The sequence below is a fragment of the Prevotella melaninogenica genome (genome assembly GCF_018128065.1).
Classification (GTDB): domain Bacteria; phylum Bacteroidota; class Bacteroidia; order Bacteroidales; family Bacteroidaceae; genus Prevotella.
In genome coordinates this window covers 679,980-697,419 of record NZ_CP072360.1, presented here as the reverse complement: position 1 = coordinate 697,419, position 17,440 = coordinate 679,980, and the positions used below count along the sequence as shown (strand labels likewise).

Sequence of the window (17,440 nt, the reverse complement as noted above, 5' to 3'; positions counted from 1 at the left end):
AAGTTTAAAACTTCAATAATTAGAATGCTAATTCTTCCATTTAAAGAAAGAATAGTTCTACTTTACAGTCTTGCTTGTGTCAATATGTCAAAGATCGTATGCTGTAAAAAACAGCAAAGTGGAGAATAACGGATTCGAACCGTTGACCCCCTGCTTGCAAAGCAGGTGCTCTAGCCAACTGAGCTAATCCCCCAAGGGATAGAGAAATTGTCTTAGTCTAATTTAACCCAGTTCACAAGGACTTAGCGCCGATGTGTAGTCCCAGGCAGACTTGAACTGCCGACCTCCACATTATCAGTGTGGCGCTCTAACCAACTGAGCTATAGGACTGAGTTGGAAGAAACTCTGCGGCATCTTTTGCCAGACTTCCTTTCTCTTATTCTTAAAACAGTTTCAGTGAGTACAAGAAGGAAAACGAACCAAGGTTCTATTTAACTTCTTTTTTCTATTCTATTAACTTGTCAACTCGTCTACATGTAAACTTGTTCACTTGTAAACGCGTTACTCGTCAAATTGATAAACATTCTCTCCAGAAAGGAGGTGTTCCAGCCGCACCTTCCGGTACGGCTACCTTGTTACGACTTAGCCCCAATCACCAGTTTTGCCCTAGGCCGATCCTTGCGGTCACGGACTTCAGGCACCCCCGGCTTTCATGGCTTGACGGGCGGTGTGTACAAGGCCCGGGAACGTATTCACCGCGCCATGGCTGATGCGCGATTACTAGCGAATCCAGCTTCGTGGGGTCGGGTTGCAGACCCCAGTCCGAACTGGGACCGGCTTTCAAGATTGGATGCAATTTGCATTACACCGTCCCTCTGTACCGGCCATTGTAACACGTGTGTAGCCCCGGACGTAAGGGCCGTGCTGATTTGACGTCATCCCCACCTTCCTCACACCTTACGGTGGCAGTGTCTCCAGAGTGCCCAGCATTACCTGATGGCAACTGAAGAGAAGGGTTGCGCTCGTTATGGCACTTAAGCCGACACCTCACGGCACGAGCTGACGACAACCATGCAGCACCTTCACAGAGACCCCGAAGGGCGTCATTATCTCTAAATACTTCCTCTGCAATTCAAGCCCGGGTAAGGTTCCTCGCGTATCATCGAATTAAACCACATGTTCCTCCGCTTGTGCGGGCCCCCGTCAATTCCTTTGAGTTTCACCGTTGCCGGCGTACTCCCCAGGTGGGATGCTTAATGCTTTCGCTTAGCCGCTGATACCAGGTACCAACAGCGGGCATCCATCGTTTACTGTGCGGACTACCAGGGTATCTAATCCTGTTTGATACCCGCACCTTCGAGCTTAAGCGTCAGTTGCGCTCCCGTCAGCTGCCTTCGCAATCGGAGTTCTTCGTCATATCTAAGCATTTCACCGCTACACGACGAATTCCGCCAACGTTGTGCGTACTCAAGGAAACCAGTATGCGCTGCAAGTCAGACGTTGAGCGTCTACATTTCACAACACACTTAATCTCCGGCCTACGCTCCCTTTAAACCCAATAAATCCGGATAACGCCTGGACCTTCCGTATTACCGCGGCTGCTGGCACGGAATTAGCCGGTCCTTATTCGTATGGTACCTGCAAACAATCACACGTGACTGACTTTATCCCCATACAAAAGCAGTTTACAACCCATAGGGCCGTCATCCTGCACGCTACTTGGCTGGTTCAGACTTACGTCCATTGACCAATATTCCTCACTGCTGCCTCCCGTAGGAGTTTGGACCGTGTCTCAGTTCCAATGTGGGGGACCTTCCTCTCAGAACCCCTACTGATCGTCGCCTTGGTGGGCCGTTACCCCGCCAACAAGCTAATCAGACGCATCCCCATCCATTACCGATAAATCTTTACTTCAAATCTGATGCCGTCATCGAAGACCATGCGGTATTAGTCTGCCTTTCGGCAGGTTATCCCACAGTAATGGGAAGGTTGGATACGCGTTACTCACCCGTACGCCGGTCGACGTCCAAAGAGTGCAAGCACTCAATGCCGTTTCCCCTCGACTTGCATGTGTTAAGCCTGTAGCTAGCGTTCATCCTGAGCCAGGATCAAACTCTCCATTGTAAAATATGTGTTGGTGATGAATGAGGGGTGATAGGTGGTAATGAATACCACCACTCCCAAACACGTCACCGAGTAATCTCTGTTTCAGAACGCTTATCCTTAGAATTTAAGTTTAAAAAGCACCTTTTCGCTTGAACTTAAATTTTGAGGCAGTGCCTCAAAAGCAAGAACAAGGAATTGATCGGTTCGTTTCTTTTACCCATCTATTTGATATAAAATCAAACAAACGCTTCTTGTACTACTTCTCTGTTTATGTAAATCTTTTCAAAGAACTCTTTCTTTATCGCTTTAGTCAAAGCGCCAGGTGGCGAGTTTTGTAAAGCGAGTGCAAAGGTATAGAGAATTTCTTTTCCCACCAAATGTTTTGAGAATTATTTTTCAAAAAACTTAAAATTAACCCACAATATTGATACAAATCAATTAAAAAACCAACCAGAACACCATTATAATTAACCCTACCCTATAAAAAGAGGGCAAGCCACATCAAAGACTCATAACACAAAAGCCTCCTTTAAACGCAAAATATATTATAGACTTCGCTAAAATAGTCTCAATACACATTATTATATATGTGTCCAAGAGCAATCAATGCACCAAAATCTTAAATGTAAGATCCGCAATTATTCCCTTTGGACATATAAAAACCAAAATCTGTATCTTGTCAAGATGGTATAGACAAGATACAGATTTATAAATTTCAGCGATTCTTACTCTATCAATACTGTAAATAAATCATTCACTGAAACATCAAGAACAGAAAGCTTATACTCATTTACATATTACTTTGCAGCCTTTGTCTCTGGAGCCTCACCAATGAGATCCATGAACTGATCAAGCTTTGGAGTAATGATAATCTGTGTACGACGGTTACGCTGCTTACCCAACTCAGTATCATTAGTAGCAAGTGGGTTATACTCACCACGACCACCAGCAGTCAAACGCTTAGGATTTACACCGAAGCGATCCTGCAGATACTGTGCAACAGAAGCCGCACGCAAACAAGAGAGATCCCAGTTGTTACGGATATTCTTCATCTTGTCAGCAGATGTATTGATAGGCACATTATCAGTATTACCCTCAATCAGGACATCATAATCTTTATAATCAGTGATAATCTTAGCAATCTTGCTCAATGTCTGCTCAGCACGATCATTCACCTCATAAGAACCACTCTTATAAAGCATGTTATCAGCCAAAGAGATATAAACAACACCCTTCAGAACCTGTACATCAACCTCCTTCAACTCCTCACGGCTCAAAGAACGAGTAAGATTGTTTGTCAACACCATATTCAAAGAATCACTCTTAGACTTCACCTCAACCAAGTGACGGATATACTGATTACTCTCGTTAATCTGATCAACAAGTTTAGAAATGTTGATATTGTTTGAATTGGCATTTCTCAAACTGTTATCAAGACTACCCTGCAACGCAGCAGCACTCTCTCTTGCCTGAGCCAACTGATCCTCCAAGCTCTTGATACGTGCGTTATTGGCTGCAATCGTTTCCTTAGCATTCTGATAATCTGCCGTTAACTGATTATTCTCTGTACGACAATTCTCCAAATCCTTCTTGCTGGCACAACTGCTAAATGCAAGTGTACCCAACGCCAAAGCTACGATAAAAAGACTCTTTTTCATATTTACTATTTTATTTTGGTTATTATTCTACTTGTAATAGATTCTTCCTAACATAACGTAAAAAGAAGTCAGTTCTACTGTTTTGAAACCCGCTCACATTATTATATAAAAACGACGCAAACAGGTACACAAAACTAACCTCATTTCACAGAATGCGGTATATCTATTGCAAAGATATTATAAAGACGTGTAAAACAAATAGTTGTATAATGAGTTTAGACATTTTTAACCTGAAACTTACAATTAATGGAACTTTTTGATGAAATTATACAGAATAAACTATTGGAAGACAAAATAAAAGAAATCTCTATTTACAAGTCATTTAAGGGGGAGGCATAAGATAGACCAGAGAATAACTCCAACCTTATGCCCCCTTTAAAAACACGTGAAATAATAATTCTATTATTTTATGACTTTACGCACTTTCCCATTTTTCATTTTTACAATATTCACACCACGAGCCATTGACGCACGACGTCGTCCTTGTAAATCATAGATTTCTGTTATAGAATCAGCTTCATCCTTTACAAAATCAATACTATTGGCAATGTCAGTACCTTCAAACTCTATTCGCTTTCCCTTATCATTGAATGTAAACACAAACCAACCTAAATCCTTAGCCTTCTTCATACTTTCTTTACTACACTCATTGCCCTCGGGGAATCCTTGTGACGCATATCGAGTATCATACGGATAGAGGTATCTTTTTTTACCTGTAGGAGCCTGCACTAAGTGGTTTACAATTTCATCCATCTTCTCACGCTTGATATTATTCACAGCAATTCCAATTTCTTCCAAACGCGGATTATTTGAAATATCCAGCTCAGTTAGGTTATTATGAGAAACATTAAGCATACCCAACTTTTTATTTTGAGAAATATCAAGAGAAGTAATCATATTGTCATCACACTTTAAGAAATGCAGGTCTGGATTATTCCTAACATCAAGTCTTGTCAACAAATTACCAGTACAAGTCAAGTTGTAGAGTTTAGGGAGTTGGGAAAGGTCAAGTTCCTGTAAAAAGTTATATTTCAAAGTCAAGTCTTTCAAATTTTCATACTTACTTAAATCAATGGATGAAAGCGCCTGATTGTTACAGGAAATATAGATCATGCTGGCGGGATTTGAACACGAAAAGTCCGTAATCTCTGCTTCGGTGCCAATTTCGAAGCCTGAGATACAAATTCCTCTCACAGAGAATTTCCCATCAGTTCCGGTATACTTCATTTTCAAGGGCACGGGGGCATTAAGCATATACAAATTAGAACACGTTAAATTCTTCAGCTCAAAATACGAAGGAGCAGTGCCTGTCTGTATTTCTATTTCAAACTCCGTACCTGGCGCCATGTTTGTTTTGAATTCTATCTCTTCCCATTTATACGCTGTGTATAACTCAGAATAATCAACCCATTTGTCACCAGCTTGATATGTAAATATCTTTGGCGTCCAGCCCCGATCACGGAACTTCTGTATCTGTTCATCGGTCATGTAATTATTCTCATACGTATAATATGACGCCTTGCCTCTATAACCTGTATTTGGTTTCAAAAACCTCAACTCACCTTGTTTACATTGTGGAAGAGAAGAAGCCAACCGGTCAAAAACTTCACCTCTAAGCAGATTCTTTGAAAGTTCAAGCCACCTCAACTTAGGACAATTCTCTATAACCAAGTCTGAAATGAAATTATTGCCACAATTAACTTCGGACAAAAGTGGACAATCCCTTATTTCAAGGTAAGATATTCTTTCTCCTATAACATAAGGAGAATTACAATTAAAAGAACTCAAATCACCAGTCAGTACAACATCTACTCCAGGAGTAGTTTTGTAAATAGTATATCCTTTGTAGTCCTTTTCTTTCTCAGCACCCGTTATTTTAACATTTGATCCACTATAACGAAAAACAACTTTATCACTTTTGGGTTTAAATTTAACAATAGGTTCAGCCTTCACATGTAAAGATGAACAACAAACCAAAAGTACAAACAAAACTTTAAGTAATCTTGCATTCATTATTTTCAACATCATTAGGTTAATAAATATTTGACGTAAAACAGTTCTATTTTATTTAGCTCACAATATTTCAAAAAATAGAAGAGTAACGATTAATTATCCCTTCTTTCATCGCGTTGCAGAACGCACACACCATAGTACTACTAAGTCAAGCAGCAAATTCCAACAACAAACATGGCAAAGATATAAATTAAATTTGAAAATGTCACACAGAGAAACTCTAGGTCTGTAGCAAGAAACTTAGAGTTTCTCTGTGTGCTTTATTATGTAGTAGGCTTACTTTATCGCTCCATATTTTGGAAGAACCTTATTTTACAACTTTACGCACTTCCCCATTTTTCATTTTTACAATATTCACACCACGAGCCATTGACGCACGACGTCTACCTTGCAAATCGTATATCTCTGCTATAGTGTCTGACTCATCCTGTATCATATCAATACTATTGACAATGTCAGTACCTTCAAACTCTATTCGCTTTCCCTTATCATTGAATGTAAACACAAACCAACCTAAATCCTTAGCCTTCTTCATACTTTCTTTACTACACTCATTGCCCTCGGGGAATCCTTGTGACGCATATCGAGTATCATACGGATAGAGGTATCTTTTTTTACCTGTAGGAGCCTGCACTAAGTGGTTTACAATTTCATCCATCTTCTCACGCTTGATATTATTCACAGCAATTCCAATTTCTTCCAAACGCGGATTATTTGAAATATCCAGCTCAGTTAGGTTATTATGAGAAACATTAAGCATACCCAACTTTTATTTTGAGAAATATCAAGAGAAGTAATCATATTGTCATCACACTTTAAGAAATACAGGTCTGGATTATTCCGAACATCAAGCTCTGTCAACAAATTACCAGTACAAGTCAAGTTGTAAAGTTTAGGGAGTTTAGAGAGATCAAGCTCCTGTAAAAAATTATATTTCAAAGTCAAGTTTTCCAAATTTTCATACTTACTTAAATCAATAGAACTAAGTGGTTGATTGTTACAGGTTAAATAATATAAATTAGCTGGATTTGAACATGAAATAGAAGTTATTTCAGCATCCGACTTAATCGTTATACCTCTAATAACGATTCCCTTCACTGAAAAACTGCCACCAGTTCCTGTATACTTCAGTTTCGAGGGTATACCCGCATTAAGTTTACTTAAATCGGCACACGTTACATTATTCATTTCAAAATACGATGGAGCACAAACAGTCTGGAATCCGATTTCAAACTCTGTCCCTGGTGCCATATTTGTTTTAAATTCTACCTCATCCCATGTATACACAGTATATAACTCAGAGTAATCAACCCATTTCCTCTTGTCATAAAATGCGTATATCATTGGTGCCCAACCCCGATCACGGAATTTTTGTACCTGCTCGTCAGTCATGTAATTATTCTCATACGCATAAACAGGTTCATCACCTCTATAACCAGAATATGGGTTCAAAAATCTGAATACACCATTTTCACATTGTGGAAGAGAGGAAGCTAAACGGTCAAAGACTTCACCCCTAAGTTGATTCTTACATATCTGAAGCCACCTCAACTTAGGGCAATTCTCTATAATTAAATCTGACATAAAATTGTTAGAACAAATTACTTCGGACAAATTTGGACAATCCCTTATTTCAAGATAAGATATTCTTTCTCCTAAAATAATAGGAGAATCACAATTAAATGATCTCAAATCACCAGTCAATACAACATCTACTCCAGGAGTAGTTTTGTAAATAGTATATCCTTTGTAGTCCTTTTCTTTCTCAGCACCCGTTATTTTAACATTTGATCCACTATAACGAAAAACAACTTTATCACTTTTGGGTTTAAATTTAACAATAGGTTCAGACTTCACATGTAAAGATGAACAACAAACCAAAAGTACAAACAAAACTTTAAGTAATCTTGCATTCATTATTTTCAACATCATTAGGTTAATAAATATTTGACGTAAAACAGTTCTATTTTATTTAGCTCACAATATTTCAAAAAAAGAAGAGTAACGATTAGTTACCTATATTTCATCGTGTTGTAGAATGCACACACAGTACTACTAAGTTAAGTCAAGCGGCAAATTCCAACAACAAACATGGCAAAGATATAAATTAAATTTGAAAAACCTAATATTTTGAAAATTATTTTTTATTACGTATCATTTTGATTACTAAAATGTATTAGAAAAAAAATATATCAAACCACAACAAGGTGTTATTTCAAAAAGAAGTAACGTTGAAGATGGTAAAATAACATCTTATATAGCCATGTTCTACAATATATTATGATACACAATTACAGAAATAAAGACATAGTATCAACAACTACTACTAAATAAGTTTTAGACCAGTCTACAATTAGTAAAAAAGACCAAAAGGAGTCAACCAAAATCATTAAAGTACAGAATTATTTTCACGAAAGAAAGAAATTATTTTCATGAAAAGAAATATTTTTCTTCATGAAAAAAAATAATTATCTTCATGAAAAGAAATTCGCGACAGCTGTTCGATGGGGTCTAATCCACACCTTGATGAAAGGGCAGAAGAGTACTTTTAACTATAGAAAAGCTGCTGAATAAGCTATGCCTAAAAGAGTTTTTACAACGGGGAAAGTGACTTGGAAAACCATTAGAAATACACATCAGAAAGATAAGGAAAGTAGCTTCATAGTTACGCAAAAATAAGGTTCGCCCTTAATTCCCACTACGACTTCAACAGCATAATTCCAAACAAAATAGAGCTTGAAGATTTATAATACCTAAGAAGACTAAAAAACACTGGACAAAAGGGCAGTATATCCAAAGAATATCGTATCTTTGCAAACAGAAGTAACACCAAATTTTATATACAGACTATGATTCTTTTCTTCAGAACTCAGTCCAAAAGCGTGATTGCCACAGAAGTCAATCATGCATTATCCGACGCGGAAATCAACGAACTTTGTTGGCTCTATGGCGATGCCACCTACTTGCAGAACGAAGAGACGCTGCAGGGCTACTATGTGGGACCACGCCGTGAGATGATTACTCCTTGGAGTACGAATGCCGTCGAGATTACTCAGAATATGAGTCTTGACGGCATTTTGCGTATAGAGGAGTACTTCCCTGTAAGCAGCAAAGAGGCTGATTATGACCCAATGTTGCAGCGTATGTATGATGGTCTGGACCAGACTATCTTCACTGTCAACCACGAGCCAGAGCCTATCAAGCGTGTAGAGGACTTAGAGAAGTTCAACGAAGAGGAAGGCTTAGCACTCTCACCTGAGGAGATGGAGTATCTCCATAAGATTGAGAAGCAGAACGGCCGATCACTCACCGACTCTGAAATCTTCGGTTTCGCACAGATTAACTCTGAGCATTGCCGCCATAAGATCTTCGGTGGTGAGTTCGTCATTGACGGTAAAGTGATGGAGAGCAGTCTCTTCAGCCTCATCAAGAAGACAACGAAAGAGAATCCCGGTAAGATTCTTTCAGCTTATAAAGATAACGTAGCTTTCGCACAAGGTCCAGAGATTGAGCAGTTTGCACCAGCAAACCAGAGCACATCCGACTATTTCCGTGTGAAGCCTATCGAGAGTGTTATCTCTCTGAAAGCCGAGACCCACAACTTCCCTACTACCGTTGAGCCATTCAATGGAGCAGCAACAGGTACGGGTGGTGAGATTCGTGACCGTATGGGTGGTGGCGTTGGTTCATGGCCCATTGCAGGAACAGCAGTATATATGACCGCTTACCCTCGTCTGACAGAAGATGACGGAACAACTCCAGCCCTACGTGATTGGGAAGACATCCTTCCTGTTCGTCAGTGGCTCTATCAGACTCCAGAGCAGATTCTGATCAAGGCATCTAATGGTGCAAGTGATTTCGGTAATAAGTTTGGTCAGCCTTTAATTACTGGTTCACTACTCACATTTGAGCATCAAGAGAATGGTGAGAAGTATGCTTACGACAAGGTGATTATGCTTGCTGGTGGTGTAGGTTATGGTGCTAAGCGCGACTGTCTGAAGGGTGAGCCACAGGCTGGTAACAAGGTAGTTGTCGTTGGTGGCGATAACTACCGCATCGGACTTGGTGGCGGTTCTGTATCATCAGTTGATACGGGTCGTTATTCAAATGGTATCGAGTTGAATGCCATACAGCGTGCTAACCCAGAGATGCAGAAACGTGCCTATAACCTCGTACGTGCATTGGTAGAAGAAGACAACAACCCAGTTGTTTCTATCCACGACCACGGTTCTGCAGGACACCTAAATTGTTTGAGTGAGCTTGTTGAAGAATGTGGTGGCAAGATTGATATGTCACAGTTGCCTATCGGTGACAAGACATTGAGTGCCAAGGAAATCATTGCCAACGAGTCACAAGAGCGCATGGGCTTGCTCATCGACGAGAAGCATCTTGACCACGTGAAGAAGATTGCCGAGCGTGAACGTGCTCCAATGTATGTTGTTGGTGAGACAACAGGTGACGCCCACTTCACATTTGTACAGGGCGATGGCGTAAAACCATTCGACTTAGACGTAGCTCAGATGTTCGGTCATTCTCCAAAGACTATTATGAAGGATGAGACCATTGAGCGTAAATATGAGAATGTTTCTTATAGTATAAATAAGGTGGAGGAATACCTCCAGCGTGTGCTTCAGTTAGAAGCTGTGGCATGTAAAGACTGGCTGACGAATAAGGTTGACCGCTCCGTAACAGGTAAGGTTGCTCGTCAGCAGTGTCAGGGTGAGATTCAATTGCCACTCTCAGACTGTGGTGTTGTAGCCTTAGACTATCGTGGTCATAAGGGTATCGCAACCGCACTCGGTCACGCTCCACAGGCAGGACTCGCATCACCAGAGGCAGGCTCTGTCCTTTCCGTAGCTGAATCATTGACCAACATCGTATGGGCGCCATTGGCAGACGGCATGGATAGCCTGAGTCTTTCAGCCAACTGGATGTGGCCTTGTCGCTCACAGAAGGGTGAAGATGCTCGTCTTTATAGTGCGGTTAAGGCTTTGTCAGACTTCTGCTGCGCTATCGGTGTGAACGTTCCAACAGGTAAGGATTCACTATCTCTGACCCAGCAATATCCTAATGGAGATAAGATTATCTCTCCAGGAACCGTCATTGTTACCAGTGGTGGTGAAGTGAGCGACGTGCGTCAGGTCGTTTCTCCAGTACTTGTGAATGATAAGAACACACGCCTCTATCATATCGACTTCAGTTTTGACGAGCAGCGTTTAGGTGGTTCAGCCTTTGCACAGAGCCTTGGAAAGATTGGTAGTGACGTTCCAACCGTAAAAGAACCACAGTACTTCTGCGACTGTTTCGATACCGTACAGGAGATGATTCGCCGTGGATGGATACTTGCTGGACACGACATTTCTGCAGGTGGTTTGATTACAACACTGCTTGAGATGACCTTTGCTAATACAGAAGGTGGTTTGCATATCAACCTCCACGATATCAAGGGTGATGATGTAATCAAGAAGCTTTTTGCAGAGAATCCAGGTGTTGTTATCCAGGTTGCTGATGAACATAAGGAAGAAGTCAAAGAGTTCTTGACAGAGAACTGCATCGGCTTTGCTCGTATCGGTATACCAAGTCCTGACAAACGCACGCTCAGTATTGCTGATGGCGACTGGAAGGCAGCGTTCGATATTGATGCATTGCGCGAGACATGGTATAAGACATCTTATCTGCTCGACCGCAAACAGAGTATGAACGGCATGGCTAAGAAGCGTTGCCAGAACTATAAGAAGCAGCCAATCGAGATGAAGTTTAATGCAGACTTTACAGGTACTCTCCAGCAGTACGAACTCGATGCAGACCGTTGGAAGACTTCAACACCTAACACCCATCACCAAACACCAAAGGCAGCTATCATTCGTGAGAAGGGTACCAATGGTGAGCGTGAGATGGCTTACGCACTCTATTTGGCAGGCTTTGAGGTGAAAGACGTCATGATGACCGACCTTATCACTGGTCGTGAGACTTTGGAAGAAGTAAATATGATTGTCTTCTGCGGTGGCTTCTCTAACTCAGACGTACTTGGTTCTGCAAAGGGATGGGCTGGTGCTTTCCTCTATAACCCAAAGGCTAAGCAGGCACTTGACCGCTTCTATGCACGCAAAGATACACTTTCATTGGGTATCTGTAACGGTTGTCAGTTGATGGTTGAGTTGAACCTTATCAATCCAGAGCACAAGCATCGTGCTCACCTCTGCCACAATACCAGCAAGAAGTTTGAGAGTTCATTCTTGAACTTGACCATTCCACAGAACAATAGTGTAATGTTCGGTTCTTTGAGCGGTAACAAACTCGGTATCTGGGTAGCACACGGTGAGGGTCGTTTCTACCTCCCAGAGGCAGAAGATAAGTACAATATCATCGCTAAATACAACTACGCTGAATATCCAGGCAACCCTAACGGCTCTGACTATAATGTAGCAGGTATCTGCTCTGCAGACGGTCGCCACCTTGCAATGATGCCACACTTGGAGCGCGCTATCTTCCCATGGCAGCAGGCTTACTATCCACGTGAGCGTCGTCAGGACGAGGTTACACCATGGATTGAGGCATTTGTAAATGCTCGCAAGTGGGTTGAAAGCAAGCTCTAAGAACTTGCTTCTCCCTACTTAAAGGTGAAGCATATTAGCACACCTTTAATATATAAAGACAACACAAGAGACACCCTCATCTGAGTTATATTACCTAAAAGGTATATGTGAACAGATGGGGGTATCTGTACTTATCCCATATTCATCTCACCACAAAAAACCAGTCACAGTGTACAAACAAAACTATTCATCAACACCCAACCCCCAACCCCCAACACTCAACCCCCAACCCCCATCACCCAAAAACTTCTACTGGGAAGCTTTCAAAACCTTCTTTAAGATTGGAGCTTTTACACTTGGGGGTGGCTATGCTATGATATCAATCATTCAAAATGAGGTCGTAGTGAAGAAAAAGTGGATTCCTGAAGACCAATTCGTTGACCTGATAGCTGTCGCACAAAGCTGTCCGGGTGTCTTTGCGGCTAATATCAGTGTCTTTGTTGGCTATAAGATGCGGAAGACACCGGGGGCGATTTGTACCTGCTTGGGCGTTATCCTTCCCTCTTTCCTTATCATTCTCGGCATCGCCCTCTTCTTCCATCAGTTTATGGACATCCCTTGGGTGGCCGCAATGTTCCGTGGAATACGCCCTGCCGTAGTGGCTTTGATTGCAGCACCAACCTTTACGTTGGCTAAGAGTGCAAAAATATCATTGGCAAACTGTTGGATTCCTATTGTCACAGCCGTTGCCATTTGGCTGTTAGGTGTCAATCCCGTCTATGTCATTATTGCTGCAGGATTGGGTGGATTCCTTTATGGAAAGTTTATAAAACCAACGGAGTAAGAAAGACCTCCCCCAGCCCCTCCGAAGGAGGGGAGATCCTAACGGGATATATTTCGAAAAAGAAACAGCAAACGAAACTTTCAAAGGGTAGAGCTTAATGGGGTATATTTCGGGAAAGAAACAACTCACGAAGTTTCCGAAGGAGGGAGCCTAACGAGATATATCGTGGAAAAGAAACAACAAACGAACAATAGAAAAATAATATGATATACTTAGAACTTTTCTACACTTTCTTTATCATCGGACTCTTTGGATTCGGTGGAGGATATGGAATGTTATCACTGATACAAACAGAAACGGTTGTGAACCATCATTGGCTTAGCTCTGCAGAGTTTACCAACATTGTTGCTGTATCACAGATGACACCCGGACCTATTGGCATCAACTCTGCTACCTATTGCGGTTATACCGCTGTACATAATGCAGGCTTTGGCGCAGGAATGGCAGTATTGGGTAGTCTCACCGCGACCATAGCCCTTGTACTCCCATCAGTAATAATGATGATTCTTATCAGTAAAATGTTCCTCAAGTATATGAATACACCTGTGGTACAGTCAGTCTTTGCTGGTCTGCGCCCAGTTGTGGTGGGTCTGTTGGCTGCGGCTACCTTATTATTATGTAATGCGGAGAATTTCTCAGCACCAAGCATTAACCCTTGGCAGTTTTGGATTAGCTTGTTCCTCTTTGCTGCAACCTTTGTCGGTACGATGTGGTTAAAGATTAATCCTATCCGCATGATATGTTATGCTGCCTTTGCAGGACTGATACTGCTTTATTAAGAAAGCCCTCTTCCACTGGTCTTCTCCCACAGAAAGGGGAGTGTTTACCCATCTTTCACCATTGTGTTGTTGCCCAACACGCACTGTGTTATTACTGAGCACCAATCGTGCGGAGCCCTAACACCATATAGTATATGGTAGAAAAGAGTTGTACAGCCTTATAAATTAAAAAGCATTATACAACCTACAATAAACAAAATCACGCAATACTTGCAAATGCAGGTGTTGCGTGATTCCTTATTAAAGCCCTTGTAAAGGCTTATACCATTAAAAACAATTCCTTATCTTACATAATATGCAACCAACGAAGTATATCGTTGAGGTTTGCAAATATCATAAGAAGGATAAGAATTGTGATACCAACATATTCTGCACGTACCATAAACTTCTCAGAAGGTTTACGACGAGTAATTATCTCATAGAGAAGGAATACGACGTGACCACCATCCAAAGCAGGGATAGGGAGGATGTTCATGAAAGCAAGCATGATACTTAAGAAAGCTGTCATCGACCAGAACATATACCAATCCCAGAATGGGGGGAAGAGACTACCGATAGCTCCGAAGCCGCCAATACTCTTAGCACCATCTGCCGAAGCAAGGTAACGGAAGTTACCAACATAACCACGCAGAACGTTCCAACCATGCTTAATACCTGCAGGGAAACTCTCAAAGAAAGTGTACTTCTCCTCTACTGGCTTATAATAAGTAGCCAATGTAGCCTGCAGAACGCCCAACTTCAAGTCTGGTGTCAACATGAGTTTCATCGTGTCGAGCTTTTCTACGCCCTTATGCTGAACTGTCAATACAACAGAGCGAACAGAAAGAGAATCTTTATGTCTATTCTTCACCGCTAAGACATCACTCAACACACCAGTCTGATAGTTCATATCTGACCATGTCTCAATAGGCTTCCCATTGATAGACTTAATGACATCGCCAGCTTTAATACCAGCTTTGGCAGCTGGAGTATCACCCAACACGCTGTCAACTTGTGCAGGAATAAAAGGCTCCGCAAACAAAGGACGAGTCTTAATCATTGAGAGCATATCCATATCACCTGACAGAGTAATACTATGCTTCTTGCCATTACGCAATACGTCTACACGCTTTGCCTGTGCTATCTGACGGAAGAAATCGCCATTCACATTCGCATACTCACGGAAAGCCCCTTGGTCTGTTCTCAACATCACGTCATGGTCTTTGAAACCTAAAGCCTTAGCCTCAGCATTGAAACGCATACCCATACTCATGTCAGACACCTTAAAATAGCTGTCACCCCATGTAAACATGATCATGGAATAAATGAAGAGGGCGAGGACAAAGTTGACCAATACACCACCTATCATAATCAAAAGGCGTTGCCAAGCTGGCTTTGTACGGAATTCCCATGGTTGTGGTTCCTGCTTCATTTGGTCTGTATCGAAGCTTTCATCAATCATACCAGATATCTTACAGTAGCCACCAAGTGGCAGCCAACCCATACCATATTCCGTATCGTCTTTCTTAGGCTTCCAACTGAAGAGTTTACCTTTCCACTTACCGATGCCCACATCGAAGAATACGAAGAACTTCTCAACGCGAACGCCAAAAAGCTTCGCAAAGAACATGTGTCCGCCTTCATGCAGCAGGACAAGCAGAGAGATTGCCAGAATGAACTGGAGCAATCTGATCAGAAATGTTTCCATTATTTATCTATTCGTTATTTATTGTTCATAATCTCAAGTGCTACACGACGTGCCTCAGCATCCGTCTGCACATATACATCATAATCTGGATTGCTATCAAAAGCAACAGTTTGCATTGCCTTCTCAATGATGTCGCCCATTGCCAAGAAACTACAAGCACCCTTACGGAAGCCTTCATTGACAATCTCGTTGGCTGCATTGACAATACAAGGCATATTGCCACCCTTGTTAATAGCTTCGTATGCCATTGCAAGACACTTAAACTTCTCCACATCAGGCTCAAAGAACTCTAATGGCTGACGGAAAAGATCTAACCTATCGCCGCCTAACGATAGACGTTGTGGGAATGAAAAGGCATATTGGATAGGTAATCTCATATCAGGAACACCCAACTGTGCTTTCACACCACCATCACAGAACTGTACTGCACTGTGAACGATAGACTGTGGATGAACCAACACTTGTATCTTATCAGCAGGAACACCGAAGAGCCACTTAGCTTCTATCACTTCGAAACCCTTGTTCATCAAAGATGCGGAATCGATAGTAATCTTTGCTCCCATATCCCATGTTGGGTGTTTTAGGGCATCGGCTGCTGTAACACTCTTCAACTGTTCGTGGCTAAAAGTGCGGAAAGGACCGCCTGAACAAGTGAGAAGAATCTTCTCAATCTCGTTTGCATCCTCACCAACTAAACTCTGGAAGATAGCACTATGCTCGCTGTCCACAGGCAGGATCGGCACATGATACTGCTGAGCCAACTGAAGAATCAACTCGCCAGCTACGACAAGTGTCTCCTTGTTTGCCAAACATATCTTCTTCTTTGCTTTGATAGCATGGATTGTTGGAGCAAGACCCGAATAGCCAACCATCGCTGTAAGTACCATATCTATTGATGGTGACTCAACGATGTCCTCCAAAGCTTTGCTACCTGCATATACCTTTACATCAGGCATATCAGCCAACTCTTGCTTCAAAGGTTCATAATAAGCCTCATCAGCAATGACAACCGCAGCAGGATTAAAACGACGAGCCTGCTCAGCAAGTTCCTTCCAACGATGATTAGCAGTGAGTGCATAAGCCTCATAGAGGTCTGAATGCTGACTGATAACATCAAGGGCTTGCGTACCAATGCTACCTGTTGAGCCTAATATACAGATTTGTTGTTTCATTAATTCTTTTAGTTTATACTGCGAATCAGAGGTCAAGTAGTCCTGATGGAATTCGCATCGTAATCGTCTTTGACGCTATGTCTGTCGCAACAATAAGTTCATCACTGGCAGGAATGAGTATTTCCTCGCCTTCAGGTGTACTCACCTCAAAGAGCGTATTGACAGTTGTTTCATCTACAGCAACAATCTTGCCAATCACATTATTTGTTGCTTCATCTATCAAGGAATAACCGACAATCTGCGCCCATGACACATCATCCGTCCCTTCTTCTGCCAACTTACGTGGGAAATAGACAATACATCCTGTCAGTTCGCGTGCTTGTGCATCGCTATCAATGTCACAGAACTTCATCAGGGCTACCTCGTCAGAACGGAATCGATATTCCTCCATAAAGAAAGGAACGAGGATTCCGTCAATGTCCAATATCAGGTAATCGGCATCTACCACATCAAAAACGTCATCGGAGAACTGCAACTGCAACTCTCCGTGTACGCCATGCGGCTTCCCGATGCGTCCAATCTTATAGACTTCTTCCTTCTTTATCATCTTTTTATCTTATCTCAGCAGTGCTGATAAAACTATAGCTTATTTCAGTACCAAATTTTTTTTTCAATAAAACGGTCGACCCTTTTGTTCAAAACTGTCAACCCTTTTGAGAAAAAAGGTCAACCTTTTTGCAAGAAAACGTCAACCCTTTTTCGAGA

10 protein-coding genes, 2 tRNA genes and 1 rRNA gene are annotated in these 17,440 nt (G+C 41.7%); 3 read left to right on the top strand and 10 right to left on the bottom strand.

Annotated features, from left to right (window positions below):
* Nucleotides 1–119: 119 nt before the first annotated feature.
* From J5A56_RS08625 to J5A56_RS08595, 7 genes are all read right to left on the bottom strand, one after another.
* Nucleotides 120–193: transfer RNA gene (locus J5A56_RS08625), tRNA-Ala, on the bottom strand.
* Nucleotides 194–256: 63 nt separating this feature from the next.
* Nucleotides 257–330, bottom strand: a tRNA-Ile gene (locus J5A56_RS08620).
* 203 nt (nt 331–533) lie between these two features.
* Nucleotides 534–2,064 (bottom strand): 16S ribosomal RNA (locus J5A56_RS08615).
* Between the two features lie 779 nt (nt 2,065–2,843).
* Nucleotides 2,844–3,704, bottom strand: a complete 861-nt coding sequence (locus J5A56_RS08610) for an OmpA family protein (protein WP_021673061.1) — start codon at nt 3,702–3,704, stop codon at nt 2,844–2,846.
* 402 nt (nt 3,705–4,106) lie between these two features.
* Complete coding sequence (locus tag J5A56_RS08605) at nt 4,107–5,717, bottom strand: leucine-rich repeat domain-containing protein (protein ID WP_211815587.1); 1,611 nt, start codon at nt 5,715–5,717, stop codon at nt 4,107–4,109.
* Between the two features lie 307 nt (nt 5,718–6,024).
* Complete coding sequence (locus tag J5A56_RS08600) at nt 6,025–6,420, bottom strand: hypothetical protein (protein WP_211815586.1); 396 nt, start codon at nt 6,418–6,420, stop codon at nt 6,025–6,027.
* Nucleotides 6,421–6,449: 29 nt separating this feature from the next.
* Nucleotides 6,450–7,634 (bottom strand): hypothetical protein, encoded by a 1,185-nt coding sequence (locus J5A56_RS08595; RefSeq protein ID WP_211815585.1) that lies wholly within the window; start codon nt 7,632–7,634, stop codon nt 6,450–6,452.
* A gap of 932 nt (nt 7,635–8,566) precedes the next feature.
* Between J5A56_RS08595 and purL the strand changes: the two genes are divergently transcribed.
* The 3 genes from purL (at nt 8,567) to J5A56_RS08575 (ending at nt 13,876) form a co-directional block, all read left to right on the top strand.
* On the top strand, nt 8,567–12,313 hold the full coding sequence (gene purL, locus J5A56_RS08590) for a phosphoribosylformylglycinamidine synthase (protein ID WP_021671281.1): 3,747 nt from the start codon (nt 8,567–8,569) through the stop codon (nt 12,311–12,313).
* Between the two features lie 169 nt (nt 12,314–12,482).
* The gene (locus J5A56_RS08585) at nt 12,483–13,097 is read left to right on the top strand and encodes a chromate transporter (RefSeq protein ID WP_036919198.1); all 615 of its coding nucleotides are present in this window, start codon (nt 12,483–12,485) and stop codon (nt 13,095–13,097) included.
* Nucleotides 13,098–13,300: 203 nt separating this feature from the next.
* On the top strand, nt 13,301–13,876 hold the full coding sequence (locus J5A56_RS08575) for a chromate transporter (RefSeq protein ID WP_021671279.1): 576 nt from the start codon (nt 13,301–13,303) through the stop codon (nt 13,874–13,876).
* Nucleotides 13,877–14,162: 286 nt separating this feature from the next.
* On the opposite strand, the gene rseP is transcribed toward J5A56_RS08575, so the two are convergent.
* Genes rseP through rimM form a run of 3 tightly spaced genes read right to left on the bottom strand, consistent with a single transcriptional unit; the run spans nt 14,163 to nt 17,282 of the window.
* Complete coding sequence (gene rseP, locus J5A56_RS08570; RefSeq protein ID WP_021671278.1) at nt 14,163–15,563, bottom strand: RIP metalloprotease RseP; 1,401 nt, start codon at nt 15,561–15,563, stop codon at nt 14,163–14,165.
* Between the two features lie 14 nt (nt 15,564–15,577).
* Nucleotides 15,578–16,735 (bottom strand): 1-deoxy-D-xylulose-5-phosphate reductoisomerase, encoded by a 1,158-nt coding sequence (locus J5A56_RS08565; protein ID WP_021671277.1) that lies wholly within the window; start codon nt 16,733–16,735, stop codon nt 15,578–15,580.
* Nucleotides 16,736–16,760: 25 nt separating this feature from the next.
* Nucleotides 16,761–17,282 (bottom strand): ribosome maturation factor RimM, encoded by a 522-nt coding sequence (rimM, locus tag J5A56_RS08560; protein WP_021671276.1) that lies wholly within the window; start codon nt 17,280–17,282, stop codon nt 16,761–16,763.
* Between the last annotated feature and the right edge of the window lie 158 nt (nt 17,283–17,440).